25 protein-coding genes and 2 pseudogenes are annotated in these 24,021 nt (G+C 74.6%); 17 read left to right on the forward strand and 10 right to left on the reverse strand.

The features are described 5' to 3' along the window. The first annotated feature begins 118 nt into the window (after window positions 1-118). Both dapE and BS72_RS22085 read left to right on the forward strand, forming a co-directional pair. Entirely contained in the window at window positions 119-1,180 is a 1,062-nt protein-coding gene (gene dapE, locus BS72_RS22080; protein WP_037912907.1) for a succinyl-diaminopimelate desuccinylase, read from the forward strand. 196 nt (window positions 1,181-1,376) lie between these two features. Further along, window positions 1,377-2,204, forward strand: coding sequence for an LOG family protein (locus tag BS72_RS22085; RefSeq protein WP_078901542.1), 828 nt, complete (start codon window positions 1,377-1,379; stop codon window positions 2,202-2,204). 167 nt (window positions 2,205-2,371) lie between these two features. On the opposite strand, the gene folP is transcribed toward BS72_RS22085, so the two are convergent. Beyond that, window positions 2,372-3,184, reverse strand: coding sequence for a dihydropteroate synthase (folP, locus tag BS72_RS22090; RefSeq protein WP_078901878.1), 813 nt, complete (start codon window positions 3,182-3,184; stop codon window positions 2,372-2,374). 142 nt (window positions 3,185-3,326) lie between these two features. On the opposite strand from folP, the gene BS72_RS34515 reads away from it, so the two are divergent. Both BS72_RS34515 and BS72_RS22100 read left to right on the forward strand, forming a co-directional pair. Then, window positions 3,327-3,860, forward strand: coding sequence for a DivIVA domain-containing protein (locus BS72_RS34515; protein ID WP_407638997.1), 534 nt, complete (start codon window positions 3,327-3,329; stop codon window positions 3,858-3,860). After that, window positions 3,829-4,446: a DNA-3-methyladenine glycosylase I gene (locus tag BS72_RS22100; RefSeq protein WP_051951429.1), complete on the forward strand. Its 618-nt coding sequence runs from the start codon at window positions 3,829-3,831 to the stop codon at window positions 4,444-4,446. The genes BS72_RS34515 and BS72_RS22100 overlap by 32 nt, the downstream gene beginning before the upstream one ends. A gap of 132 nt (window positions 4,447-4,578) precedes the next feature. Here the strand turns inward: BS72_RS22100 and BS72_RS22105 are convergent, their stop codons facing one another. Then, window positions 4,579-5,361: an enoyl-CoA hydratase-related protein gene (locus BS72_RS22105; RefSeq protein WP_037912911.1), complete on the reverse strand. Its 783-nt coding sequence runs from the start codon at window positions 5,359-5,361 to the stop codon at window positions 4,579-4,581. A gap of 364 nt (window positions 5,362-5,725) precedes the next feature. On the opposite strand from BS72_RS22105, the gene BS72_RS34520 reads away from it, so the two are divergent. Then, window positions 5,726-5,893 carry a DUF3117 domain-containing protein gene (locus BS72_RS34520; protein ID WP_073493047.1) on the forward strand — a complete coding sequence of 56 codons (168 nt, stop codon included), beginning with the start codon at window positions 5,726-5,728 and terminating at the stop codon, window positions 5,891-5,893. A 243-nt stretch (window positions 5,894-6,136) separates the two neighbouring features. Here BS72_RS34520 and BS72_RS22110 read toward each other — a convergent pair whose 3' ends face one another. Continuing rightward, on the reverse strand, window positions 6,137-6,772 hold the full coding sequence (locus BS72_RS22110; RefSeq protein ID WP_232792653.1) for an O-methyltransferase: 636 nt from the start codon (window positions 6,770-6,772) through the stop codon (window positions 6,137-6,139). A gap of 206 nt (window positions 6,773-6,978) precedes the next feature. Here BS72_RS22110 and sigE point away from each other — a divergent pair, with 206 nt between their 5' ends. From sigE to BS72_RS22130, 5 genes and pseudogenes are all read left to right on the forward strand, one after another. Further along, entirely contained in the window at window positions 6,979-7,749 is a 771-nt protein-coding gene (sigE, locus tag BS72_RS22115) for an RNA polymerase sigma factor SigE (RefSeq protein WP_078901545.1), read from the forward strand. A gap of 41 nt (window positions 7,750-7,790) precedes the next feature. Beyond that, window positions 7,791-7,862: pseudogene (locus tag BS72_RS38570) on the forward strand (hypothetical protein); the annotation flags it as partial. Between the two features lie 305 nt (window positions 7,863-8,167). After that, complete coding sequence (locus BS72_RS34530) at window positions 8,168-8,743, forward strand: hypothetical protein (protein WP_051951430.1); 576 nt, start codon at window positions 8,168-8,170, stop codon at window positions 8,741-8,743. A 304-nt stretch (window positions 8,744-9,047) separates the two neighbouring features. Then, complete coding sequence (locus BS72_RS22125) at window positions 9,048-9,539, forward strand: sec-independent translocase (RefSeq protein WP_037912917.1); 492 nt, start codon at window positions 9,048-9,050, stop codon at window positions 9,537-9,539. A 425-nt stretch (window positions 9,540-9,964) separates the two neighbouring features. Beyond that, on the forward strand, window positions 9,965-10,744 hold the full coding sequence (locus tag BS72_RS22130; RefSeq protein ID WP_051951436.1) for a hypothetical protein: 780 nt from the start codon (window positions 9,965-9,967) through the stop codon (window positions 10,742-10,744). Between the two features lie 198 nt (window positions 10,745-10,942). Here BS72_RS22130 and BS72_RS22135 read toward each other — a convergent pair whose 3' ends face one another. The 3 genes from BS72_RS22135 to BS72_RS22145 are packed head-to-tail and all read right to left on the reverse strand — an operon-like array spanning window position 10,943 to window position 14,252. Next, window positions 10,943-12,112, reverse strand: a complete 1,170-nt coding sequence (locus BS72_RS22135) for an Mrp/NBP35 family ATP-binding protein (RefSeq protein ID WP_051951438.1) — start codon at window positions 12,110-12,112, stop codon at window positions 10,943-10,945. A 33-nt stretch (window positions 12,113-12,145) separates the two neighbouring features. Beyond that, window positions 12,146-12,742, reverse strand: a complete 597-nt coding sequence (locus BS72_RS22140) for a DUF1003 domain-containing protein (protein ID WP_051951439.1) — start codon at window positions 12,740-12,742, stop codon at window positions 12,146-12,148. Continuing rightward, window positions 12,732-14,252, reverse strand: coding sequence for a magnesium transporter MgtE N-terminal domain-containing protein (locus BS72_RS22145; protein ID WP_078901547.1), 1,521 nt, complete (start codon window positions 14,250-14,252; stop codon window positions 12,732-12,734). The genes BS72_RS22140 and BS72_RS22145 overlap by 11 nt, the downstream gene beginning before the upstream one ends. 196 nt (window positions 14,253-14,448) lie before the next feature. On the opposite strand from BS72_RS22145, the gene BS72_RS22150 reads away from it, so the two are divergent. Then, window positions 14,449-15,168 (forward strand): hypothetical protein, encoded by a 720-nt coding sequence (locus BS72_RS22150; protein WP_037912918.1) that lies wholly within the window; start codon window positions 14,449-14,451, stop codon window positions 15,166-15,168. Window positions 15,169-15,222: 54 nt separating this feature from the next. Here BS72_RS22150 and BS72_RS22155 read toward each other — a convergent pair. Beyond that, window positions 15,223-15,746: pseudogene (locus BS72_RS22155) on the reverse strand (hypothetical protein). A 231-nt stretch (window positions 15,747-15,977) separates the two neighbouring features. On the opposite strand from BS72_RS22155, the gene BS72_RS22160 reads away from it, so the two are divergent. Further along, a complete protein-coding gene (locus BS72_RS22160; RefSeq protein WP_037917148.1) occupies window positions 15,978-16,916 on the forward strand; it encodes a DMT family transporter in 939 nt (312 codons plus the stop codon). Window positions 16,917-16,946: 30 nt separating this feature from the next. Here the strand turns inward: BS72_RS22160 and BS72_RS22165 are convergent, their stop codons facing one another. After that, window positions 16,947-18,095, reverse strand: coding sequence for a magnesium and cobalt transport protein CorA (locus BS72_RS22165; protein WP_037912920.1), 1,149 nt, complete (start codon window positions 18,093-18,095; stop codon window positions 16,947-16,949). A 459-nt stretch (window positions 18,096-18,554) separates the two neighbouring features. Here BS72_RS22165 and BS72_RS22170 point away from each other — a divergent pair, with 459 nt between their 5' ends. The 5 genes from BS72_RS22170 to BS72_RS22190 all read left to right on the forward strand — a co-directional run bounded on the left by BS72_RS22170 (window position 18,555) and on the right by BS72_RS22190 (window position 22,254). Next, a complete protein-coding gene (locus BS72_RS22170; protein ID WP_037912921.1) occupies window positions 18,555-19,160 on the forward strand; it encodes a suppressor of fused domain protein in 606 nt (201 codons plus the stop codon). Window positions 19,161-19,180: 20 nt separating this feature from the next. Further along, complete coding sequence (locus tag BS72_RS22175) at window positions 19,181-19,540, forward strand: hypothetical protein (RefSeq protein WP_157856302.1); 360 nt, start codon at window positions 19,181-19,183, stop codon at window positions 19,538-19,540. A 33-nt stretch (window positions 19,541-19,573) separates the two neighbouring features. Further along, window positions 19,574-20,215, forward strand: coding sequence for a DUF6758 family protein (locus BS72_RS22180; RefSeq protein ID WP_037912924.1), 642 nt, complete (start codon window positions 19,574-19,576; stop codon window positions 20,213-20,215). Between the two features lie 239 nt (window positions 20,216-20,454). After that, complete coding sequence (locus tag BS72_RS22185; protein WP_037912926.1) at window positions 20,455-21,309, forward strand: PHP domain-containing protein; 855 nt, start codon at window positions 20,455-20,457, stop codon at window positions 21,307-21,309. A gap of 330 nt (window positions 21,310-21,639) precedes the next feature. Further along, window positions 21,640-22,254 (forward strand): MarC family protein, encoded by a 615-nt coding sequence (locus tag BS72_RS22190; protein ID WP_037912928.1) that lies wholly within the window; start codon window positions 21,640-21,642, stop codon window positions 22,252-22,254. 282 nt (window positions 22,255-22,536) lie between these two features. Here BS72_RS22190 and BS72_RS37400 read toward each other — a convergent pair whose 3' ends face one another. Further along, window positions 22,537-22,677, reverse strand: a complete 141-nt coding sequence (locus BS72_RS37400) for a hypothetical protein (RefSeq protein WP_198545935.1) — start codon at window positions 22,675-22,677, stop codon at window positions 22,537-22,539. A gap of 136 nt (window positions 22,678-22,813) precedes the next feature. After that, on the reverse strand, window positions 22,814-23,851 hold the full coding sequence (locus tag BS72_RS22195) for an alpha/beta fold hydrolase (RefSeq protein WP_037912933.1): 1,038 nt from the start codon (window positions 23,849-23,851) through the stop codon (window positions 22,814-22,816). Window positions 23,852-24,021 lie beyond the last annotated feature (170 nt).

A 24,021-nucleotide genomic window follows, 5' to 3' on the forward strand; every position in this document is an offset into this window, starting at 1 on the left:
CGGCCGCTCCGGCCGGACTCCCGCCGCTGGTCGGACGGCACCTGCCGGCGGGGAGGCCGTCCACAGCCGAACGGGTGGTCGGCGACGGCGCCGGGCCCGCGAACCCTATCCTCGCCGTATGGAACTCGACCTCTCCCTGCCCGTTGCCGCCCTCACCGCCCAGCTCGTCGACGTGCCGTCGGTCAGCCGCGAGGAGAAGCGGCTGGCCGACCTCGTGGAGGCCGCGCTGGCCGCGGTCCCGCACCTGAAGGTCGATCGGGACGGGGACGCGGTGGTCGCCCGCACCTCCCTCGGCCGGGCCGAACGGGTGGTCCTGGCCGGCCACCTCGACACCGTCCCGATCGCCGACAACCTCCCCTCGCGGCTGGACGCCGACGGCCTGCTGTGGGGGTGCGGCACCTCCGACATGAAGGCCGGGGTGGCCGTCCAGCTGAAGCTCGCCGCCGAACTCACCGAGCCCAACCGCGACCTGACGTTCGTCTTCTACGACGCCGAGGAGATCGCCTCCGAGTTCAACGGCCTCGGCCGGCTCGTGGAGCGCCACCCGGAGTGGCTGGCCGCCGACTTCGCGCTGCTGCTGGAGCCCACCGGCGGCCGGGTCGACGGCGGCTGCCAGGGCACCCTGCGCTTCCGGGTGCAGACCACGGGCCGCCGCGCCCACTCCGCCCGCAGCTGGCTCGGCGAGAACGCCATCCACAAGGCCGCCCCGATCCTGGACCGGCTCGCCGCCTACCAGCCGCGGCGGGTGGAGATCGACGGCCTGGTCTACCCCGAGGGCCTCAACGCGGTGATGATCGAGGGCGGCCACGCCGGCAACGTGATCCCCGACTCCTGCGCGGTCACCGTCAACTACCGCTTCTCGCCCGACCAGTCGGAGGAGCAGGCGCTGGCGCGGATGCACGAGGTCTTCGACGGCTTCGAGGTGGTCCTCACCGACAGCGCCCCGGGAGCGCTGCCCGGCCTGTCGCACCCCGCCGCCGCCTCGTTCGTCGAGGCCATCGGCACCCCGCCGGCCGCCAAGGAGGCGTGGACGGACGTCGCGCGGTTCACCGCCCTGGGCGTGCCCGCCGTCAACTACGGCCCCGGCGAGCCGACCCTCGCCCACACCCGGGAGGAGAACGTGGAGGTGGCGAAGATCGAGGAGGCCGAGCGGAAGCTGCGCGCCTGGCTCTCCTCCTGACCACGGAGCCCACCTCCTGACCGCGGACCCCGCCTGCTGACCCCGCGGTGACCTCCTCCTTTCCCACGGCGCCCACCGTCCGCCCCTGGGCCGGCGCCCGCCGGCGGGCGGGCGGCCCCTGTCCTGCCGCCCGTCGCCACCTGGCGTCCTCCGCGGCTTCGCCCGGGCGTGGCCCGGCCATGCGTACGCTGCGGGTATGACAGACGCAACCGACCCGCGGGACCAGCCCGAGACGGGCGACGAGTGGCAGGAGGAGGCGGCCGCCGCCGCGGCGGAGGCCGAGGGCCGGCCGGAGGGCCGCGGCTGGCCCGAGCGGCACACCGGGCCGGTGATCCGCCGCCGGGGCCAGGTGCTCTCGGGCACCACCGACCAGCGCCTGCTGGACACCCGCGGCCCCTCGGACTGGGTGCACAGCGACCCGTGGCGGGTGCTCCGCATCCAGTCGGAGTTCGTCGAGGGCTTCGGCGCGCTGGCCGAACTCGGCCCGGCCGTCAGCGTCTTCGGCTCCGCCCGCACGGCGCCGGAGTCCCCCGAGTACGAGGCCGCGGTGCGGATCGGCCGCGCCCTGGCCGAGGCGGGCTTCGCGGTCATCACCGGCGGCGGCCCCGGCGCGATGGAGGCGGCCAACAAGGGCGCGCTCGCGGCCGGCGGGCTCTCCGTCGGCCTCGGCATCGAGCTGCCCTTCGAGCAGGGTCTCAATCCGTACGTCGACATCGGCGTCAACTTCCGGTACTTCTTCGTCCGCAAGACGATGTTCGTCAAGTACGCGTCCGGGTTCGTCGTCCTGCCCGGCGGGTTCGGCACCCTCGACGAGCTCTTCGAGGCGCTGACCCTGGTACAGACGAAGAAGGTCACCCGCTTCCCGATCGTGCTCTTCGGCACCGAGTACTGGGGCGGCCTGGCCTCCTGGGTGCGCGGCACCCTGGTCGCCGAGGGCAAGGCGTCCGCCGCCGACCTGGAGCTGTTCCACGTCACCGACGACGTCGACGAGGCGGTGGAGCTGGTCACGAAGGAGAGCGCCTAGCGGGCGCCCTCCCGCCCGGACCCCCGCCCTGTCCGGGGTGCCGGCCCGGGCGGACCGGCAACGGGCGGACTGGCAACGAGTGGACCGGCAAGGGGCGGACCGGCTCCCGCGGCCGGGCGGGCCGGCCGGCCGCGAAGGACCGGCCGCCCCGTCGTTCCGGACAGGGCTCAGGCGAGGCCGCGGCGGGCCACCGCCGGGGGACGGTGGCCCGCGATCGACGCGACCATGTCCAGCACCTGCAGGGTCTCGGCGACCTCGTGCACGCGGTACACCTGGGCCCCCAGCCACGCCGAGACCGCCGTGGTGGCCAGGGTGCCGACCAGCCGCTCCTTCACCGGCCGGTCCAGCGTCTCGCCGACGAAGTCCTTGTTGGAGAGCGAGACCAGGACCGGCCACCCGGTGGCCGCCATCTCCGGCAGCCGCCGCGTCGCCTCCAGCGAGTGCCGGGTGTTCTTGCCGAAGTCGTGGCCCGGGTCGATGAGGATGCCGTCCCGGCGCACCCCCAGTGCGGCCGCCCGCTCGGCCAGCCCCACGGTCACCCGCAGGATGTCCGCCATCACGTCCTCGTACTCGACCCGGTGCGGCCGGGTGCGCGGCTCGGCGCCGCCCGCGTGCGTGCACACCAGGCCCGCACCGTGCCGCGCGGCCACCTCGGCGAGCTTCGGATCGACCCCGCCCCACGCGTCGTTCAGCAGGTCCGCCCCGGCCTGGCACACCTCCTCGGCCACCTCGTGCCGCCAGGTGTCCACGCTGATCACCACGTCCGGGTGGCGGCGCCGCACCTCGGCGACGAAGCCGACCGTACGGCGGATCTCCTCGGCCGCCGACACCTCCTCGCCCGGCCCCGCCTTCACCCCGCCGATGTCCACGATGGCCGCGCCCTCCTCGACCACCCGCGCGACCCGTTCCAGCGCGGGCTCGTCGGTGAACGTCGCGCCCTGGTCGTAGAACGAGTCCGGTGTCCGGTTGACGATCGCCATGACCACCGGCTCCCGCTCGCCGAATTCCCGGGCGCCCAGCCGAAACCTCACGTGCCACTCCTCATCTCCGACTCATGCGATCGTGGCACGATCGTGCCTGACACGTAGGGTCGGACTCCGGGAGACCGCTTTGTTCTGGTTCATGCTCATCGCGCTCGTCGCGGTGGTCGCCGCGGTGGCGCTGGCGGTGCTCGGCGACGGCGGCGCCCTCAGGGACGCGGACCCCGACCGGGTCCAGGACCGGCTGCCGTCGGACCGGCCGCTCGCCCGCGCGGACGTCGAGACCGTCCGCCTGCCCACCGGCGCGCGCGGCTACCGGATGGCCGAGGTGGACGAGGTGCTGGACCGGCTCGGCGCCGAACTCGCCGAGCGCGACGCCCGCATCGCCGAGCTGGAGGCCTCGCTGGCCGGGGTGCGCGGCGGCGCCCCGCACACCGGCGACGACCCCGGTCCGGTCCAGCACGGCCCGCGGGGGTTCGGCGCCCCCGGCCAGACCTACGGCCGGCCGTACGGCGGCCAGGACGGCCAGGGCCGCGGCGCCGAGGACGGCCAGGGCCGCGGCGCCGAGGGCTACGGCGGTCCGGAGCAGGGCCAGGACTACGGCAGGCCCTACGACCAGGAGCCCTACGGCCGCCAGCCGGGCGATGACCCGGAGCGGGACGGCCGCGGTGAGTGACGGCGGGACCGGGACCGTCGTCGGGCCCGACGGGAAGCCGCGCTGCCCGTGGGGCCTGTCCACCCCCGACTACGTCGCCTACCACGACGAGGAGTGGGGCCGGCCGGTCCACGGCGACGACCCGCTCTTCGAGCGGATCTGCCTGGAGGCGTTCCAGTCCGGGCTGTCGTGGATCACCATCCTGCGGCGCCGCGAGACCTTCCGCGCGGCCTTCGCCGGGTTCGCGATCGACGCGGTGGCCGCGTTCACCGACGAGGACCGCGCCCGGCTGCTCGCCGACCCCGGGATCATCCGCAACCGGGCGAAGGTCGACGCCGCCATCGCCAACGCCGCCGCGGCGCGGGCCGTCCGGGACACCTACGACGGGGGGCTGGACGCGCTGCTCTGGTCGTTCGCCCCCGACCCGGCGCTCCGCCCGGCCCCGCGCACCACCGCCGACGTGCCCGCCACCACCCCGGAGTCGACCGCGCTGGCCAAGGAGCTGAAGAAGCACGGCTTCCGCTTCGTCGGACCGACCACGGCCTACGCGCTGATGCAGGCGTGCGGCCTGGTCAACGACCACCTCGCCGGCTGCGCCGCCCGCTGACCACCCATCGCCGCCCCGCCCGGATCGCCCCAACGGCAACGACAACGACTGCGGACCGGACCCGGGCCCGGACCCGGGCCCGGACCCGGAGCCCGCGACGCGCCCGGGCGGCCGGCGGGCGCCGGCGGGTTCTCAGCGGCCGGTGAAGCGGGGCTGCTCCTTGCGGACGAACGCGGCCACGGCCGCCCGGTGGTCCGCCGAGGAGCCGGCCCGGGACTGGAGCACGTCCTCGCGGGCCAGCGCGTCCGGCAGCGAGGAGGAGGCCGCGCCGGCCAGCGCCTCCTTGATCGCCGCGTACGCCGCCGTCGGCCCCTCGGCCAGCTGCCGGGCCGTCGCGACCGCCTCGGCGGCCAGCTCCTCGTCGGGCACCACCCGGTGCACCAGGCCCAGTTCCAGCGCCTCCGCCGACCCCACCCGGCGCGGGAAGAGCAGCAGCTCGGCGGCCCGCCCGTAGCCGACCAGCCGCTGCAGGGTCCACGACATCCCGGAGTCGGTGGAGAGCCCGACCCCGGCGAAGGCGGTGGTGAACGAGGCGCTCCGCCCCGCGATCCGGTAGTCCGCGGCGAACGCGAAGCCCGCGCCCGCCCCGGCCGCGGCCCCGTTGACGGCGGCCACCACCGGCTTCGGCATGGTGGCGATCGCCAGGGTGATCGGGTTGTAGTGCTCCGCGACGGTGGTCATGCCGCCGCCCGCCTCCAGCACGCCGACGTGCTCCTTGAGGTCCTGCCCGACGCAGAACGCCCGGCCCCGGGCGGCGAGCAGCACCGCCCGGACCGCCCCGTCGCCCGCCGCCGCGCGCAACGCGTCCCGCAACTGCTCCTTGGCCGCCGTGTCGAGCGCGTTCATCGCGTCCGGCCGGTCCAGGGTGACCGTGGCCAGCCCGTCCTCGACCGCGTACCGTACGCTCTCACCCATACTCAGCACCCTTCGCCACGGACGTCCGGCGGTCGGTCGGGCGGTCGGTTCGGCAGCTGTCCGGCAGCCGCCCGGCCGTGCCCCGGCTGATCTCCCGGTCAGGATGCCCGACCGGGAGGTCGCCGCGCATGTGACGTACCTCAAACCGGAGCGGCGGTACCGTCCTCGGCAGGGCCGCCGGGCATGCCCCGAAGCTCCGGAAAACCCCGTACCGGACGCCCGTTCTCCGGCGAAACAGCCGGTCCCGGCGTTGCGAAAGGAGAACGGAGTGACGCTGATATTGGTCATCGGGTCGGCGGATGCGGGATAATGGCCGAGAACCAATGTGTTCGAGTCCGAGCTGGTTTCAGGAAGGGGAACGAGCATGGCGGCCATGAAGCCGCGGACGGGTGACGGCCCGCTCGAGGTGACCAAGGAGGGGCGGAGCATCATCATGCGCGTTCCGCTGGAGGGCGGCGGACGGCTTGTCGTCGAGTTGACCCCGGACGAGGCGGACGCCCTCGGCGACGCGCTGAAGAAGGCCATCGTCTGACCAGCCGGCCCCCCTACCTGCCGCGGCCACGCACCTCAGGGTGCGTGGCCGCGGCTTTTTCCCCGGTCCCGCCGGTCTCCGGTCCCGCCGGTCTCCGGTTCCGCCGGTATCCGCTGACTTCTGCCGGTCCCGTCGGTATCCGCCCGGGTTGCGCCGGATCGTGCGGGGTTCCGCCGGTCCGTCGGCTCCGGCCCTCCCGGGCGCGGCCCCGGCCGGACCGGAGGCGATGGCCGGGCGGGGTGGTCAGGGCAGCCGCACCGCGCAGAGGAGGCCGTCCTCGGTGGGCAGCAGGACGGGGGTCAGCTGGGGGTTGTCGCGTACCGTGCGCATGAGTTCGCGCAGGCGGACGGACTCGGCGTCCTGGTGGGCGGCGTCGAGCGCGCGGCCCCGGCCGAAGGCGCCCTCGAAGCAGACGACGCCGCCGGGGCGCAGCAGGCGCAGCGACTCGTCGAGGTAGGCCAGGCACTCCAGGCGGTCGGCGTCGCAGAAGACGAGGTCGTAGGCGCCGTCGGTGAGACGGGGGAGGACGTCGAGGGCGCGGCCGCAGATGAAGCGGGCGCGGTTCGCGGGGACGCCGGCGTCGCGGTAGGCCTCGCGGGCCAGTTGCTGGCGGTCCGGCTCGGAGTCGACCGTGGTCAGCACGCCGTCGGGGCGCATGCCGTGGAGCAGGTGGAGGCCGGAGACCCCGGCGCCGGTGCCCACCTCGACCACGGACTTCGCGCCGCACGCCCCGGCCAGCAGCCGCAGCGCCGCGCCGGTGCCGGGGGAGACGGCCCGCAGTCCGGCCGCGCGGGAGCGGGCGCGGGCGCGTATCAGCGGCTCGTCCTCCGCGGCGAAGGCGTCGGCGAACGCCCAGCTCGCCTGCCAGTTGCCGGAAATGGCCTCTCCCCTTGTCCTGTCGTGCCCATTGCGGACGGCCCTCGCGGGGAGCGTATCTGCTGCCGTCGGGAACCCGCTGATGGGACCGGGCGTTAGCGCTTTAGGCAGTACCTACATCGGGCGGGCAGGAAAACGGGTGGCCCCACGCCACCCCGTCCCGCCCGAGGCAACAGCGCATTTATCCGGAGCTAACGGGCGAGGTGGATATGGTAGGGGCTCTACTGGCCACCACCAGAGCCGACAGGGGAGGTGTGGCTGCGGCCGGTGACCGAGGAGTGCTCGCGCGCTTCCGCCGGTCGGCCGGACAGCCCGTATCCGTGACCAACACCGCTGACGACCGTTCACCCGGCACCCACTCCGCGACAGCCACGTTCGCCACCGACGGAGACGGTCAGACGTGGACGCCTCCCTCCTGGGAGGAGATCGTCAGCACGCACAGTGCTCGGGTCTACCGGCTGGCGTACCGCCTGACCGGCAACCAGCACGACGCGGAGGACCTCACCCAGGAGGTCTTCGTGCGGGTCTTCCGATCCCTTGCCACCTACACGCCCGGCACCTTCGAGGGCTGGCTGCACCGCATCACCACGAACCTGTTCCTGGACATGGTGCGGCGCCGTCAGCGCATCCGGTTCGACGCCCTCGGCGACGACGCGGCCGAGCGGCTCCCCAGCCGCGAGCCGTCCCCCGCGCAGCACTTCAACGACACGCACTTCGACGCGGACATCCAGCAGGCGCTGGACACCCTCGCGCCGGAGTTCCGCGCCGCCGTGGTGCTCTGCGACATCGAGGGGCTGTCGTACGAGGAGATCGCCGCCACCCTCGGGGTGAAGCTGGGCACGGTGCGCAGCCGCATCCACCGCGGCCGCTCCCACCTCCGCAAGGCTCTGGAGCACCGGGCGCCCGGAGCGCGCCCGGCGCCCGCGCTCGCTGCCGCTGCCTCCGTACCCGAACCTGGCCAGGAGGGCGGGAGAACGTGAGCAGCAGCGGTTCAGGTGAACAGCGGCGTACCCAGCGTCCGGTGGTCGCCGAGGCGCATCTGGGGGACCGGTTGGCCGCCTTCGTCGACGGCGAGCTGAGCGGTGACACCAGGGACCGGGTGGCGGCGCACCTCGCGACGTGCCAGCAGTGCAAGTGGGCCGCCGCCGAACAGCGGCGGCTGAAGAGGGTGATGGCCGGCTCGGAGCTGCCGGCCATATCGGCCGGTCTGCTGGCGCGGCTCCAGGGGCTGCCCGGCATGGACTGCGGCGACGGGCCCGGCGGCATGGACGGCCGGGGCCGGAGGGGGCGGACGCGGGCGGCTACGGCCACCGGCGCGGCCCCTTCGACGGCGGGTTCCTCGGCCGCGGCGGCACCGGGGGCGGTTTCGCCTCCCGTGGCGGCCCGGACGACACCGGGATGCCGGAGATACCGGACGCGGCCGGCACGGTCGTCCCGGTTCCGGCCGGCGCCCCCGGGGGCGGCTTCTCCTACCTGGACCCGGTCGCCGACCTGGTGCCCGGCGGGGACGGCCAGCCGCGCGGCCGCGGCTTCCGGATACACGACTCCACCTCGCGCGGCCGGCGCTTCGCCTTCGCCGCGGCCGGCGCGTTCTCCATGGCCGCCATCGCGATCGGCAGCACGCTGCCGATGGAGGCTGCCATGGACGGCGGGGCCCGTCCGGACGACGGTCCCGCTGTGATTCCCGTCACGGCCGGTCAGGTCTCCGACACCCGTGGCACCACGCCGCGCGGCGTGCTGGAGTCCGAGCGGCAGGAGCGGCGGCAGTCGCCGTCCGTCGGCGCGTCGGCCACCTCCGTGGCGCTGGCCGGGTCGCTGCTGGCCGGCGGTGTCGTACCGCTGTCGGCGGCCCCCACGGCCGCCCCGGCCGCGGTGGCCCTCGCGGCCGGGCAGCAGGCCGCGGAGACCGCCTCGGCGGCGCGACAGGCCGACACTGCGGCCGCGTCCTCCGGCAGCTCCGCGCTGCCGCGATGAGGGCTGTGACGGTGAGCGGCTTCTCGCGCGGCGCGCGCCGGTCCTGGGGGGCCGCTCGGCGCCGTCGGCCTCCGGGGGGCTTCCAGGGGCCTTCCTGCGGCTTTGCGGGGCTGTTCCCCGGTGGTTCCCGGCACGTTCCCCGGCCGGTCGCCGCCGGGTCGCCGGAGGGCCGGACAGTGGCGGCTCCGCACCACACGGCGGCAGAGTTTGGCCGTTGCCACTCCCGAATCGCTCGGGTGGGCAGGTACCGTGAATTCCGCCGGTCCCTGCCCCGCCGGCTGTGGACGTCCCAAGGAGCTGCAAGGTGTTCTTCGACATAGGCCCGCTGGAGCTGGTCGCGCTCGTGGTCCTTGCGGTGCTCGTCTTCGGTCCGGACAAGCTTCCGAAGATGATCCAGGACGCGATGGCGTTCATCCGGAAGGTGCGCGAGTTCTCCGACAGCGCCAAGGAGGACATCCGCCGCGAGCTGGGGCCGGAGTTCAAGGACTTCGAGTTCGAGGACCTCAACCCCAAGACGTTCATCCGCAAGAACCTGATGAACGGCGAGGACGAGTACGGCCTCAGCGAGCTGAAGGACCTGCGGGACAGCCTCGACCTGCGCAAGGAGATGTCCGAGGTCACCGACCTGCGCAAGGAGATGGCGGAGGTCACCGACGCGGTCAACGGCGTCGAGCCGGCCGCCGCGGGTGCCGCCAGTGCCTCGGGCGCCGCCGCCAACGGCTCCGTGGCCGCCGGGGACCGGCTCAAGAAGCTCGGTCCGGGCGAGCCGCCCCCGTTCGACGCCGACGCGACCTGACGGGGCGGCGCCCGTCAGGGCGCCCGGCTCCGAGGGCGGGGTTCGGTCACGTCACCCCGTCGGCCGGGGCGGTCTGACGACGCGCCGGACCGACAAACGGATTGTCGGAACGGACCTCCGAAAAGGTGCCGGACCGGTGCCGGGACCTGCCGGACCGGCGCCCCGGAGCCGTCGGACCGGTGCCGGGAGGTCGTCGACCGGTGCTCGGACCTGCTGGTACGGCCACCCCGCCCGGGCCTGGGGGAGGACGTCCGGTGGGACCCGGGCAGCCCGTCCAGCGTCAACCTGATTCCGCGGTTTCACCGTATTGGGTGCGCGTTGTCCGTGTGTTCGCGATCACCCCACGCCGTTTCGCGCCCCGAACCCGGCCGCCGTCGGGCAATATGGCATGTCGCCCGTACGGGTATGGAGGAGGCGCGACGCTGATGGACACAAAGGCCGGTACGAGACCGGGAACGGTCGACGGGTACCTGCTGGCGGACTTCCCGTGGTACGGGCTGGACGAGGCGTTCACCGGGGCGCGGTGGCTCGGCGCCGTCGGCAGCAGCGCCGACGGGACCGTCGAGCACGGGTCCGTCGGGCACGGCGACGAGCCGTCGCTGAAGGCGGACGGCAGCGACCCCGAGGGGCAGCGGTTCGCGGTGGTGGTCACGGTGGCCGAACGGCCGCTGCGCCGCAGCGCGGACGGCACCGGCGTCCTGGAGGCCACCTCGGTCTTCTCCGCGGCCTGGCTGGCCGGCTCCGGCCTGCTGAACGCCACCTGGCCCACGCACATGGACCGCGCGCTGCGCCAGGACTGGGTGGAGCAGCAGACCTCGGCCGCCTGGGAGCTGGCCGACGAGCTCACCGCGGGACCGCCCGCGAAGCCCTCCGACGAGGCGTCGGAGGAGTCCGACGAGGAGAACGGCCTCGGCTGGTCCTCGCTCACCCTGCCGGTCGACGGGGTGCCCACGCCGTTCCACTACCGCGAGTCCGAGTACGGGTGGGTGCTGGCGGGCTCCGCCAGCGGCGTCCACCTGGGCGCCTATGGGCGCGGGATGAGCGCGTACGGGCTGGCGCTGGCCGCCGTCCCCGACATCCGCGCCTACGACGCCGCCAGCCGCGCGGCCGCCGCCGACGCGGACCCCGCGGCCCCCGAAAACCCCTCGGGCCCCGCAGATCCGGAGGACCCGGTCGACGCCGGTCCGGCCCCCGCCCGGGCCTGAACCGGACGGTCACCACGGAAACGGGCCGGCCGGGCGCGGGCACACCGCGACCCGCCGGCCCGCCCCGACCTCGGCGGACGTACGCCCGGCGGACGTACGCCCGTCACCCCGTACGCCCCGAACCCGTACGCCCGTCCACGGGAAGAGCCCCCGGCGGGGCCGGGGGCTCACACCGTCGCGGCCGGCGGCCGCGGCGCGTCAGAACTTGTTGCGCGGGGTGATGCCCAGCGACATGCCCGCCAGGCCCCGCTGGCGGGCGGCCAGCTTCCCGGCGATGTCCCGCAGCGCGGCGCCGGCGGGGGAGTCCGGGTTGGCGACCGCCACCGGGCGGCCGTCGTCGCCGCCCTCGCGCAGCCGTACGTCGATCGGCACCCGGCCAAGCACCGGCACCGTGGTACCCGTGGTGCGCGACAGGCCCTCGGCCACGCGGTCGCCGCCGCCGGTGCCGAAGACCTCGACCACCTCGTCGCAGTGCGGGCACGGCATGCCGGCCATGTTCTCCACCACGCCGACGATCTTCTGGTGCGTCTGGACCGCGATCGACCCGGCCCGCTCGGCGACCTCCGCGGCGGCCTGCTGCGGGGTGGTGACCACCAGGATCTCCGCGTTGGGCACGAGCTGCGCCACCGAGATCGCGATGTCGCCGGTGCCGGGCGGCAGGTCGAGCAGCAGCACGTCCAGGTCGCCCCAGTAGACGTCGGCCAGGAACTGCTGGAGCGCGCGGTGCAGCATCGGCCCGCGCCACACCACCGGCGCGTTGCCCGGGGTGAACATGCCGATCGAGATGACCTTCACACCGTTCGCGGCCGGCGGCATGATCATGTCCTCGACCTGGGTGGGCCGGCCCTCCACGCCCAGCATCCGCGGCACGCTGTGGCCGTAGATGTCCGCGTCGACCACGCCGACCTTCAGCCCGTCGGCGGCCATGGCCGCGGCGAGGTTCACCGTCACGGAGGACTTGCCCACGCCGCCCTTGCCGGAGGCCACCGCGTAGACGCGGGTCAGCGAGCCCGGCTGGGCGAAGGTGATCTCCCGCTCGGCCTTCCCGCCGCGCAGCGACGCGGCCAGCTCCCGCCGCTGCTCGTCGCTCATCACGTCGAGGGTGACGTCCACCGAGGTCACCCCGGGGACCCGCGCCACCGCCGAGGTGACCCGGCCGGAGATCTCCCCGCGCATGGGGCAGCCGGAGACGGTCAGGTAGACGGTCACCGCGACCGCGCCCTCCGGCCCGATCTCGACCGATTTCACCATCCCCAGATCGGTGATCGGCCGGTGGATCTCCGGGTCGTCGACGGTCGCCAGTGCGGCCCGGACGGCCTCGTCGGTCGGGGTGCCGGTCGGTGTCGAACCGTGCAGAGCGGTAGCCATACGAACGAGGATACGGCGGCTGCGGGCGGCCCCTCAGCGCCCCCGCCCGTCTCCTTCGTCACCGGCCGCGCGGTGCTGCCGCGCCGCCCGCCGGTCACCGCTCCGGCTCTCCTCCAACTCCTTGACGAGGTCCTCCAGCTCGGAGCGGATCCAGTCCCGGGTGGCCACCTCGCCCAGGCCCGCGCGCAGCGCCGCCACCTCGCGGGTGAGGTACTCGGTGTCGGCGATGCTGCGCTCGTTCTGCTTGCGGTCCTGTTCGAGGTTGACCCGGTCCCGGTCGTCCTGCCGGTTCTGCGCCAGCAGGATCAGCGGGGCCGCGTACGACGCCTGCAGCGACAGCATCAGGGTCAGGAAGATGAACGGGTAGCCGTCGAAGCGCAGATGGGACGGCGCGAAGACGTTCCAGAGCACCCACACGACGATGACCGCGGTCATCCAGACGATGAACCGGCCGGTGCCCAGGAAGCGGGCGATCCGCTCGGAGAACTGCCCGAACGCGTCCGGGTCGTAGGAGGGCAGCAGGCTGCGGCGCGGCTCGCGGGGCTGGTCCAGGCGGATGCGCGGGCGCCCGGTGGCGCTCGCCCCGGCGGGCAGCCGCGAGCGGTCGCGCTCCCTGTCGTCAGCGGCCACCGGTACCTCCCGCGGCCGGGCCGTCGGACCCGTCGTCCCACACGGCGTCACGCGGGTCGTCGGCCGGGTCGTCGGGGTCGTCGGCCGGGTCGTCGGGATCGCCGCCCGGGTCGTCGGGATCGCGGCGCGGGTCGTCGCGCGGGTCCGGGTAGTCGAAGTGCGGGCCGGTCTCGCGCCAGTCCTCGGGCAGCAGGTGGTCCAGGACGTCGTCGACGGTCACCGCGCCGAGCAGCGACCCGCCGTCGTCCACCACGGGCGCGGAGATCATGTTGTACGTGGCCAGGAAGCTGGTCACCGACGGCAGCTGCGTCTCCGGGCCGAGCGGCTGGAGGTCGGTGTCCACGATCGAGCCCAGCAGGGTGAACGGCGGGTCCCGCAGCAGCCGCTGGAAGTGCACCAGGCCCAGGTACTTGCCCGTCGGCGTCTCCTCCGGCGGCCGGCACACGTAGACCTGCGCGGCCAGCGCCGGCGACAGGTCAGGGTTGCGGATGCGGGCCAGCGCGTCGGCGACCGTGGCGTCCGGGCGCAGCACGATCGGCTCGGTCGTCATCAGGCCGCCCGCGGTGCGCTCCTCGTACGACAGCAGCCGCCGCACCCCGGCGGCGTCGCGCGGCCGCATCAGGGTCAGCAGCCGCTCCTGCTCCTCGACGGGCAGCTCCGCCAGCAGGTCGGCCGCGTCGTCCGGGTCCATCGCCTCCAGGACGTCGGCGGCCCGCTCCTCCTTGAGCTTGCTGATGATCTCCACCTGGTCGTCGTCCGGCAGCTCCTCCAGGACGTCGGCGAGCCGGTCGTCGTCGAGCGCGGCGGCGACCTCGCCGCGCCGCTTGGGCGGCAGGTGGTGCAGCACGTTGGCGACGTCGGCCGGACGCAGCCGCTCGAACGTGGCCACCAGGGTCTCCGCGCCCTGGCCCTCCTCGGCCAGCCAGAAGCCGCTCACCGCCGACCAGTCCACGGTCAGCGTGCTGCCGCCGCGCCGCTCGCGGGAACCCTTCCAGGGCAGCGGCACCCGGCTGCCCGGGGAGCCGCGGCGCACGAAGACCTTGTCGATCTCCCAGTCCCGCCGCGCGGGCAGCCGCATGATCGACACGTCCAGGACGGTGACCTCCTCGCCGGCCGGCTCCGCCGCGCTCGCGCCGGCCTCCTCGGCTGCCCCGGCCTCCTCCGGGGGCTCGCCGGGACCGCCGTGCTCGGGCGGCAGCAGCCGTACGTGGCGGTCCAGCAGCTCGCCCAGCACCAGCGTCTCGGACGGCCGCTGCTCGAACCGGCGCATGTTCATCACGCCGGTGGTGATGACCTGGCCCGACTCCACACCGGTGACCCGGGACATGGGCACGAAGATCCGGCGCCGGCCGGCCACCTCCACCACCAGCCCGAGCACCCGCGGCGGCCGTCCGCCGACCCGGCGCACCACCACCACGTCGCGCAGCCGGCCGACCTGGTCGCCGTTGGGGTCGAAGACGGTCACGCCCGCCAGGTGCGAGACGAAGACCCGGGAGCCTCCTGCCGCCACGGGCGTCGCCTCCTCCCGGCCGTCCCGGCAGGACCTCCTGCCACGGCACGCGTCTCGGCCGCTGGCCGCTCGTTCGCCAGGCTACTCCGGGGGGATCTTGCCCGCCCGCGGGATGCTCCGGCCGGGCGGCCTGGGGTAGCTTCGAGGCGGCCCGGCGGCCCTGCCGGCGCCGCCGCCCACCGGAGGACGAGAACCCGTGCCCCACGGCCGAAGGACCGCTGCCGCCCTGCTCGCGATCGCCACGGGCGGCCTGCTCACCGGATGCCTCGGGTCCGGCGGCGACCCGGACGCCGGCACCAACGGCGTCGGCAAGCTGCCGGCGGCCACCATCGAGCAGAAGGCCAGGGCCGCCGCCGACTCCGCCGCCGCCGTACGGCTGGCCGGCACGGTGATCAGCGGCGGCGACACCTACCGGCTCGACATGCGGCTGCGCGGCAACGGCGGCGTCGGCGAGGTCACCGAGGGCGGTGACACCTTCCAGCTGCTGCGGGTCGGCGACGACCTCTACCTCAAGGCCGGCGCCGACTTCTACACCTCCGGCGACTCCGACAAGGACAGCCGGACCGCCGCCACCAACCTCAGCGGCAAGTACGTCAGGGTGCCCTCGGGCGATCCGTCCTACAAGCAGTTCAGCGGCTTCACCGACAAGAAGACGCTGCTGGCCGACCTCTTCGTCTTCGACGGCTCGGTGAGCGTCGGCGACCACCACAAGGTCGGCTCCACGAAGACCATCGCCCTCGACGGGTCGCACGGCGGCTCGCTGGACGTCTCCCTCAAGGGCACGCCGTATCCGCTGCGGTACGAGCGGGCCGCCGCCGCGGGAGCGCTGACCCTCTCCGACTGGGGCGAGGACTTCAGACTGGCCGCGCCGCCGAAGTCGGAGGTCGTCGACTACGGCAAGACGGTCGGCAAGTAGCCAGAAGGCCCTGCGCCGGGGCGGCGAGCGGTGCCCGGGCCGCCCGCCCGGCGGTCAGCCCTTGCGGCGCTTCCGGCCCAGCAGCCGGGGCAGGGCGGCGGGCGCGGGCCGGCGGGTGGTGGCGGGGTCGCGACCGGCACGGCGGCGCCGGAGGTGTCGGGCATGGCGCCCGGGTACTCGGCGGGGCGGCCCCGCGCGGTGAGCCGGAAGAGGTCGCAGGTGCGGGCCCAGCGGTCCGGCATGGCCTCGCCGTCGGGGGCGTTGAGGCGCTTGCCCTTGAGCTCGGCCACGGCCGCCTGCCACGGCTCGCCCTCGGGCGCCAGCAGCTCGGCCCGGGCCGTCCAGGAGACCAGCCGGCCGCCCTTGTCCTTGCTGCGGGCGGTCACCTGTGCGGTGCCGCCGTCCGACAGGCCGGGCAGCGGCTGCTCGCCGGGTCCGCCGACCAGGCACAGCGCGCCGTCCACCCAGGCGTGCCACACGGCCTGGCCGTTGACCCACACCAGGCCGGACTTCTTCGCGGCCTCCTCCACCAGCGCGGCCAGCTCGGCGGCCTCAGCATCCACGGACGGCGTCGACATGCCCCCACCCTACCGACGGCCGGCCCGGTCCCCGTCCGGCCCCGGCCCGGTCAGGGGGCGGCGAACGGCCCGGGAACGGGGGGCGCCCGGACCCGGCGGGAGCCTTAGGCTGGGCGGGTGAATGCCAGCGACGCCGCAGCTCAGCCGGGCCCTGCCCCCGCTACCGGCCCCGCCCAGGCCGCGGCCGGTTCCGGGGTGCCGACGGCCGTACCCGCCGCCGCGGCGCCGCCCGTGCCAGGTCCGGGCACGGCACCCGGTACGGCCGTACCGGGAACGGCCGCCGATGCGGGCCCGCAGCCCGGAACCGGCCGCGGCCTCGACTTCACGCTGCTCGCGCTGGCCGTCATGGGCGTGTCCGCCTCGGCCCCGCTGATCGCGGCGACCGCGGCCCCGGCACTGGCCATCGCCTTCTGGCGCAACGCCATGGCGGTGGGCGTGCTCAGCCCGGTCGCGCTGTGGCGGCACCGGGCGGAGCTGCGCGGGATGGGGCGGCGGGCCACCGCCCTGTCGGTGCTGGCCGGGCTGACGCTCGCGCTGCACTTCGGCGTCTGGCTGCCCAGCCTGGGCATGACCTCGGTGGCCACCTCAACCGCCCTGGTCACCACCACCCCGATCTGGACGACGCTCATCCTGCGGATGCGCGGCCACCGCCAGCCGGGCCTGGTGTGGGCCGGTACCGGCCTCGCGGTCGTCGGCGTGCTGCTGCTCACCGGGATCGACCTCTCGACCGACACCCGGGCGCTGGCCGGCGACGCCCTCGCCCTGGCCGGCGGCCTCGCCGCCGCCTGCTACATGCTGCTGGGCTCGCAGGTGCGGCGCACCGCCACCACCACCGCGTACACCTTCGTCTGCTACTCCTCCACCGCGCTGGCGCTGCTGTGCGCGTGCGCGGTCTCCGGTTCGGCGCTCACCGGCTACGACGGCCGGACCTGGCTGAAGATCGCCGCGCTGACCGTGGTCGCCCAGTTGCTGGGCCACTCGCTGCTGAACCGGGTGGTGCGGGGCCTGGGGCCGTCCACCACGTCCACCGCGATCCTGCTGGAGACGCCGGGCGCCGCGCTGATCGCCGCGCTCTGGCTGGGCCAGACCCCGCCGGCCGCCGCGTACCCCGCGCTCGCGGTGATCCTGGCCGGGCTGGCGCTGGTCGTCCTCTCCGGCCGGCGCGGCTGAGGGCGCGTCCCGCCGGGGCCCGGCGCGGCCCTACAGCCAGCCGTTGCGGCGGAAGCCGCGGTGGATCGCGTAGCAGATGGCCACGATCGCGCCGAGCACCATCGGGTAGCCGTACTTCCAGCGCAGCTCGGGCATGTGGTCGAAGTTCATCCCGTACACGCCGGTGATCATGGTCGGCACGGCCAGGATGGCCGCCCAGGCGGTGATCTTGCGCATGTCCTCGTTCTGCACCACCGTGGCCTGCGCCAGGTTGGCCTGGAGGATCGAGTTCAGCAGGTCGTCGAAGCCGGTGACCTGCTCGTGGACGCGGGCCACGTGGTCGGCCACGTCCCGGAAGTACTTCTGGATCTCCGGGTCCACCAGCCGCATCGGCCGCTCGCCCAGCATCTGCATCGGCCGCAGCAGCGGGGACACGGCCCGCTTGAACTCCAGCACCTCGCGCTTGAGCTGGTAGATGCGGCTGGCGTCACCGCCGCGGGAGGTCTTGCCGCCGGGCTCGGAGAAGACGTCGATCTCGACCTCGTCGATGTCGTCCTGCACGGCCTCGGAGACGGCCAGGTAGTCGTCGACGACCCGGTCGGCGATCGCGTGCAGCACCGCGGAGGGGCCCTTGGACAGCAGCTCCGGGTCGTCCTCCAGCCGGTGCCGGAGCGACCGCAGCGAGCCGTGGCCGCCGTGCCGCACGGTGATGACGAAGTACCGGCCGGTGAAGACCATCACCTCGCCGCTCTCCACCACCTCGCTGGTGGCGGTGAGCTCGGCGTGGTCGACGTAGCGGATGGTCTTGAAGACGGTGAAGAGCGAGTTGTCGTACCGCTCCAGCTTCGGCCGCTGGTGGGCGTGGACGGCGTCCTCCACGGCCAGCGGGTGCAGCCCGAACGCCTCCGCGATGACCGCGAACTCGGCCTCCGACGGCTCGTGCAGGCCGATCCACACGAAGCCGTCGCTGCCGTCGCACAGCTCGCCCGGCCGGCCTGCCCGCACCGCCGCCAGCGCGTCGTCCAGGTCGCGGATGTCGTCGCAGCGCACCCCGTCGCGGTAGACGGCGCAGTCGACGATCGCGCTGGAGGCGTGGGGAAGTTCGCGGTCGGAGCCGTAGTCGTACGTCGTGGTGGGCCGCCGCAGGGCGGGGCGCAGGGCGGGGCGGACGACGGCGCGCAGGTCGCGGATCATCGACATGGCAAGCTCCTTCACGGACTGGCCGACGGCACGGGTGCCGCGCTGAATGCTGATCAGGGCAGGTTGATCACCAGCAGTTCAGGGAGCTCTTCCGGCGTGCACGTGACGTGACGGGTGACGTCACGCCTGGCCTTCGCGGGAGCTGGGTGACGGGCGCGGCGGGGCCGGGGAAAGGTCCTGGGGGACCACTCGGCGGAAGGGCCGCGTCCGAGAACCGGGAGCATGTGTGTTTCACACGGGCTCAGCCGGGTAGGGAAGCTCCGGAACGCGTGTCACGAAGGGGTAGGACGGAAGAGCTGCCGGTACTGCACGGTCGACTCGGATCCATGTCAGCCCCACCTCCTCCGGCCAGTCCCCGCCAGGGGATGTCGTGTCGTGAGAGAACCGCTCCACTCTAGCAAGCCCCCGCGGCCACGATGACCCGGCTTGCCCGATCCTTGCGCGTTCTATGCTCCCCCTATGACCGAAGTCACGGCGCTCGTCGACGCCCACCTCCGCTCTGAGCTGGGCGAACCCGGGGCCCGCGCCGCTGTGGTCTTCCTCGGCGCCGAACGGGTCGAGGTGCTCCGCTGGAGCGACGGCGACCTGGTCCGCTACGTGACGCTCGGGATGTCCGCGCGGCCGATGGCCGAGCCCGAGGAGGCCGCGCCGCTGTCCGTCTCCTACGCCGACCCCGTCCGCGGCCCGCGCGCCGAGCTGGTGCTCACGGTGCGAGCCGGGCTGGCCGACACCGACAAGGTGCTGCGCCCGCTGGCCGTCCTCGCGGCGTCCCCGCAGGTCGAAGGGGTGGTGGTGGCGCCGGGCGGTTCGCTGGACACCGGCGCGCCGCTGTGGCCGGGGGCGCCGTTCCAGGCGGTGCTGGTCGCCGAGGGGGGCGGCCTGCTGCCCGACCTCGCGCTGCCGGAGCCGATGGAGCCGGTGCGGTTCCTGCCCGTGCTGCCCATGACGCCGAACGAGGCCGCGTGGAAGCGGGTGCACGGCGCCGAGGCGCTGCACGACCGCTGGCTGCGCCACGGCACCGACCTGCGCCATCCGGCGCGCCGGCCGGTGCCGTTGGAGGGCTGACCCGGAGGGTTCCCGAGCCCTTGCTCACGCCTCCTGGGGGGCGGGCCGCCGTGCTGCCCGTGGCCGGCGGGGGGTGCGTGCGGGGCCTGCGCGACGGCGTCCTCCTCGTCCTCCTCGTCCTCTTCGTCCTCTTCGTCCTCCTCGTGCACCACCGCCAGGTGCCGTCGGCGCACGCCGATGACGAGCGCGCCCACCGCCGCGGCCTGTGCCGCGAGCACCTGTCCGGTCCGTGGACGGCGGCGATCGCCCAGTGGCCCGCCCGCCCGCCGCCGGGAACGGACCCGGACCCGGGCGCGCCCGCCGTGTTTCCCGCGGGCGTCGCACCTCCCGGTACGCCCGGGGCGTACGCCGGCGCCCCCCGGATGGGTGATCGTCCTTGACGCGGGCACGGGCGGGGAGGACCGTGGACCGGTATGAGGGGCGAACCCAGTTGCCCGAGATGCGGTGGGCGGGTCCGCGCGCCCGGACTCTTCGCCGACTCCTGGCAGTGCGCGGTCCATGGGAGCGTGAACCCGCTCCAGCCCGTCGTCCCGCCCAGTGTCGAAGCCCTGGGCGTCGTGGTGAACCGCTCGCACGTCCCGGTCTGGATGCCGTGGCCGCTGCCCCTGGGGTGGCTCTTCTCCGGCGTCGCCTCCGTCGGTGACGACCGCAGCGGCGGACGCGCCGCCGCCGTCGCCTGCTCGGGGCCGGGGCCGCTCGGCGGGCCCGGCGAGCTGATCCTGGTCGCGGAGGAGCTGGGCGTCGGCCTCGGAGCCCGCTACGCCGGGATCGACGGCCCGGACCCGGGCCCCGAGATGTGCGTGGACAAGCCGCCGCAGGCCAAGGTGCTGGCGGCCGGGCGGCCGACCGCCCTGTGGCACGTCAGCGGCGCGCCCGCCGACCGGGTGGTCTTCGCGGGGGAGGCGCGCGGGCTGTGGCTGTGGGCGATCGTCTGGCCCGAGTCGACGGGCCTGCTCATGTACGACGAGGTGGTCCTCACCGACCTGCGGGACGCCGGCGCCGAGGTCGACCTGCTGCCCTGCGGCGCCCTCACCCCCCGCCTGCTCACACCCTGACACCGGCGCGTCGCCCCCGGGCGCCCGGCCGTCCGTACCGCGCCGTCCGCGCTCTCCGTGCCGTCAGTGCCGTCGGCGCCGTCCGTGCGTCCGTGCGTCCGTGCGTCCGTGCCGTCCGTCCCGACCTGGCCACGGGCGCTGTGGCAAAGGCTCCTTCGGCGCCCCGCCCAGCCCGTATGCTTGCCTGCGGGCGAGGCCGCCCGACCGTCCCCGCCGAGCCGGAACCCGAGGAGTGAGCCGTGCGCATCGACCTGCACGCCCACTCCAACGCCTCCGACGGCACCGACACCCCCGCCGAGCTGGTCCGCAACGCGGCTGCCGCCGGGCTGGACGTGGTGGCCATCACCGACCACGACACCGTCGGCGGCTACGCCCAGGCGCGCGCCGCCCTCGCCGACGCCCCCGGCCTCACCCTGGTGACCGGCGCGGAGCTGTCCTGCCGGGTCCAGGGCATCAGCCTGCACATGTTGGCCTACCTCTTCGACCCGGCCGAGCCCGAGCTGTACCGGGAGCGGGAGCTGGTCCGCGACGACCGGGTGCCCCGGGCCCGGGCCATGGTGGCCCGGCTCCGGGAGATGGGTGTCCCCGTCACCTGGGAACGGGTCGCCGAGATCGCGGGCGACGGATCGGTAGGCCGCCCGCACATAGCGACCGCCCTGGTCGAACTGGGCGTCGTCGACACCGTCTCGGACGCGTTCGACTCCGAGTGGCTCGCCAACGACGGCCGCGCCTACGTCCCCAAGCACGAGCTGGACCCGTTCGACGCGGTGCGGCTGGTCAAGGCGGCCGGCGGCGTCACCGTCTTCGCCCATCCCGGGGCGAGCAAGCGCGGCCGGACGGTGTCCGAGCAGGTCATCGCCGACCTGGCCGCGGCGGGCCTGGACGGCCTGGAGATCGACCACACCGACCACGACGCCGCCACCCGGGACCGCCTGCGGGCCCTCGCCGCCGACCTGGGGCTGCTCACCACCGGCTCCAGCGACTACCACGGCAGCCGCAAGGACGTCCGGCTCGGGACCTGCACCACCGACCCCGAGGTCTACCGGGAGATCTCCCGGCGCGCCACCGGCGCGCAACCCATCTCCCAGGTCTAGGGCCGGTCGCGGCGCCGGACGCCCCGAGCACTCTCCCCGGCCTGACCCGGGCTCGACCCCTGGCTCGTGCTCGACCCCTGGCTCGTGCTCGGCCCCTGGCTTGGGATCGGCCCCTGGTCCGGGCCGTCCGGACTCCCGAGTGCGGCCTCGGCCGCTCCTCCCTCGCCCCCAGGCACCACCCGTCCCGTGACGGCAGGCCACCGAGACACCGTGCCGTGCCGCCGCGCCGGTCGCGGCCGGGCCGAGGGCACCCCCACTCCGTCACCCAGCCGCTACGCACCCGCCGCCACGGCGGTTCGCAGAAGGTACAGAAGGAAAGCACAGCCCCCGATGTTCGACCTCACTCTCTTCGGTTCGGTGTTCGTCACCCTCTTCGTGATCATGGACCCGCCCGGGGTCACGCCGATCTTCCTCGCGCTGACCTCCGGCCGCACCGCCAAGGTGCAGCGCCGGATGGCCTGGCAGGCCGCCGCCGTGGCGCTCGGCGTGATCACCGTCTTCGGCATCTGCGGGCAGCAGATCCTGGACTACCTGCATGTCACCGTGCCCGCGTTGCGGATCTCCGGCGGGCTGCTGCTCCTGCTGATCGCCCTGGACCTGCTCACCGGGAAGGCCGACGAACCCACCCAGACCAAGGACGTCAACGTCGCGCTGGTCCCGCTCGGCATGCCGCTGCTGGCCGGGCCGGGCGCGATCGTCACCGTCATCCTCGCGGTGCAGCACGCCGACGGCGCCGGCCAGCAGCTCGCGGTGTGGCTGGCCATCGTGGCCATGCACACGGTGCTGTGGCTGACGATGCGCTACTCGCTCACCGTCATCCGGCTCATCAAGGAGGGCGGCGTGGTGCTGGTCACCCGGCTGTCCGGGATGCTGCTCTCGGCCATCGCGGTGCAGTCGGTGGCCACCGGCGTCTTCGGCTTCATCCACGGCTCCGGCTCGTCCTGACCCTCCCCGGGCAGGCGCCCGCGCCCGCGCCCGCCGCCCGGGAACGCCAAAGCGCCCCGTACGTCCTGGGTACGGGGCGCTGTCGCGTCGGCCCTTGCGCTCTTCCGCCCGGGCGGGCGGGTGGCGGGTGGCCGTGCCGGGGCCGGTGGTCGCACCGGTCGGCATGTTCGCCGGGACGTCGCTCGACTCGTCGAACCGGTACGCCGGTTGTCACGTGTCGTGCACCGGTATGCCGGTACGTCGGGCCGGTCGGCGCGTCACCGGGTAGGGCGGGCTGAACCGTCAGTCCGCCGGGCGGATGTAGATGCGCTGTCCGAGCGCTGCGGCCTGCTGCACGATGCCGTCGACCGCGGTGGCGTCCACGACGGTGCTGTCGACGGCCTCGCCGTTGACGTCGTCCAGTCGCAGGATTTCGAACCGCATAGGGTTGCTCCCTTCGTCGCGCGTTACATGTGTAGTCAACGAACACCCCCTTCAAAACATTCCCTAGGCTAATGAAAATCTTTCACGATCGAACTAGCCACCGGTGAGGGAAGTCCGGGCGCCGTCCCGCCGGCGGCTACGCCCGGTCGTCCGCTTCCTCGGCTCCGGCCCAGAAGTCCAGCAGCGCGGCGGCGGTCTCCTCGGGCCGTTCCGCGTTGGGGGAGTGCTCCGCCCCCTTCACCACCACGCGCCGGGCCCGGAGGCGGACCGCCATCTCGTCCAGCCATGGCACGGGCCAGGCGTAGTCCTGCTCGCCGGAGAGTACGAGTTTAGGGACCGGCACCGCCGCCAGTTCCGCCACCCGGTCCGTTTCGGTCATCAACTGCCGGGCCGTCGCCATCAGTTGCTCGGGCACGGTGCCCATCCAGCGGCGGTGCAGGAAGTCGGCGAGCCAGGTCGGCGACGGGTCCGCGGCGGTGCCGTCCGCCGTGCTGCCGTCCGCAGCGGTGGCGCCCGGCGCGGCGGGGTCCGTGTCGGAGGCCGGCCCCGGTGCGGAGCGGTCCGGGCCGCCCGTCGCGTTCATCGCCCGCCAGGCCGTCTCCATGTCGACGCTCGGCAGGTAGTCGACCAGCAGCCGGGTGCGGGCCTGCTGCTCCTCGGTGACCGCCGCGGGACCCGAACTCATCAGCGTCACCGAGGAGTACGGCACCGCGCCCCGGGCCGCCGCCGTCAGGACCGCGGCCCGCAGCAGGTGGCCGCCCAGCGAGTGGCCCACCGCGTGCAGTGCCGGACCGCCGGGCCGCACGCCGTACCGCTCGGCCAGCGCGGCGGTCTGGGCCAGCATGTCCTCGGCCAGTTCGGTCTGGGCGTACGCGGCCTCGTCCCGCGGGCCCGGGGTCTCGTACTGGCCGCGGCCGTCCACGGCGACCGCCCGGTAGCCGGCCCCGGTCAGCAGCGCCAGCAGGTCGAGGAAGTCCTCCTTGCTCCCGGTGAAGCCCGGCACGAGCAGCACCACGCCGCGCCCGCCCCCGCCCTCCGCCGGGTCCCCCGCCGCGTCCGCCTTCCGGCCGCCGGCCGCGGGGGCGCCGTCCAGCACCGCGAACGTGCCTCGGGTGGTGGCCAGTCGGCCCGCCGTGACGTTCCGGGGGAGGTCGAGAGTGCTGGGACGGCTCATGGAGCGAGGCTACGCGCCTCCCGTGTCCGCGAGGTTGCCTTCGGGTATGACCTCACCCCGGGAATCCCCGGGGAGGGGCAAAGATCTGTCCACGTCGGGCGCGAACCGGCCCGAACGCGCGCGAACCCGTGGAAACGCGGCGTGACCGGGTGGAAAAGGGGCGTCGGACG

The sequence above is a fragment of the Actinacidiphila yeochonensis CN732 genome (genome assembly GCF_000745345.1).
Taxonomy (GTDB): domain Bacteria; phylum Actinomycetota; class Actinomycetes; order Streptomycetales; family Streptomycetaceae; genus Actinacidiphila; species Actinacidiphila yeochonensis.

Coding starts and splice junctions, on each gene's coding strand:
- dapE (WP_037912907.1), top strand. CDS start 119: ATGGAACTCGACCTCTCCCTGCCCGTTGCCGCCCTCACCGCCCAGCTC.
- BS72_RS22085 (WP_078901542.1), top strand. CDS start 1,377: ATGACAGACGCAACCGACCCGCGGGACCAGCCCGAGACGGGCGACGAG.
- folP (WP_078901878.1), bottom strand. CDS start 3,184: ATGGCGATCGTCAACCGGACACCGGACTCGTTCTACGACCAGGGCGCG.
- BS72_RS34515 (WP_407638997.1), top strand. CDS start 3,327: ATGCTCATCGCGCTCGTCGCGGTGGTCGCCGCGGTGGCGCTGGCGGTG.
- BS72_RS22100 (WP_051951429.1), top strand. CDS start 3,829: ATGACCCGGAGCGGGACGGCCGCGGTGAGTGACGGCGGGACCGGGACC.
- BS72_RS22105 (WP_037912911.1), bottom strand. CDS start 5,361: ATGGGTGAGAGCGTACGGTACGCGGTCGAGGACGGGCTGGCCACGGTC.
- BS72_RS34520 (WP_073493047.1), top strand. CDS start 5,726: ATGGCGGCCATGAAGCCGCGGACGGGTGACGGCCCGCTCGAGGTGACC.
- sigE (WP_078901545.1), top strand. CDS start 6,979: ATGGTAGGGGCTCTACTGGCCACCACCAGAGCCGACAGGGGAGGTGTG.
- BS72_RS34530 (WP_051951430.1), top strand. CDS start 8,168: ATGCCGGAGATACCGGACGCGGCCGGCACGGTCGTCCCGGTTCCGGCC.
- BS72_RS22130 (WP_051951436.1), top strand. CDS start 9,965: ATGGACACAAAGGCCGGTACGAGACCGGGAACGGTCGACGGGTACCTG.
- BS72_RS22135 (WP_051951438.1), bottom strand. CDS start 12,112: ATGGCTACCGCTCTGCACGGTTCGACACCGACCGGCACCCCGACCGAC.
- BS72_RS22165 (WP_037912920.1), bottom strand. CDS start 18,095: ATGTCGATGATCCGCGACCTGCGCGCCGTCGTCCGCCCCGCCCTGCGC.
- BS72_RS22170 (WP_037912921.1), top strand. CDS start 18,555: ATGACCGAAGTCACGGCGCTCGTCGACGCCCACCTCCGCTCTGAGCTG.
- BS72_RS22180 (WP_037912924.1), top strand. CDS start 19,574: ATGAGGGGCGAACCCAGTTGCCCGAGATGCGGTGGGCGGGTCCGCGCG.
- BS72_RS22190 (WP_037912928.1), top strand. CDS start 21,640: ATGTTCGACCTCACTCTCTTCGGTTCGGTGTTCGTCACCCTCTTCGTG.
- BS72_RS37400 (WP_198545935.1), bottom strand. CDS start 22,677: ATGCGGTTCGAAATCCTGCGACTGGACGACGTCAACGGCGAGGCCGTC.
- BS72_RS22195 (WP_037912933.1), bottom strand. CDS start 23,851: ATGAGCCGTCCCAGCACTCTCGACCTCCCCCGGAACGTCACGGCGGGC.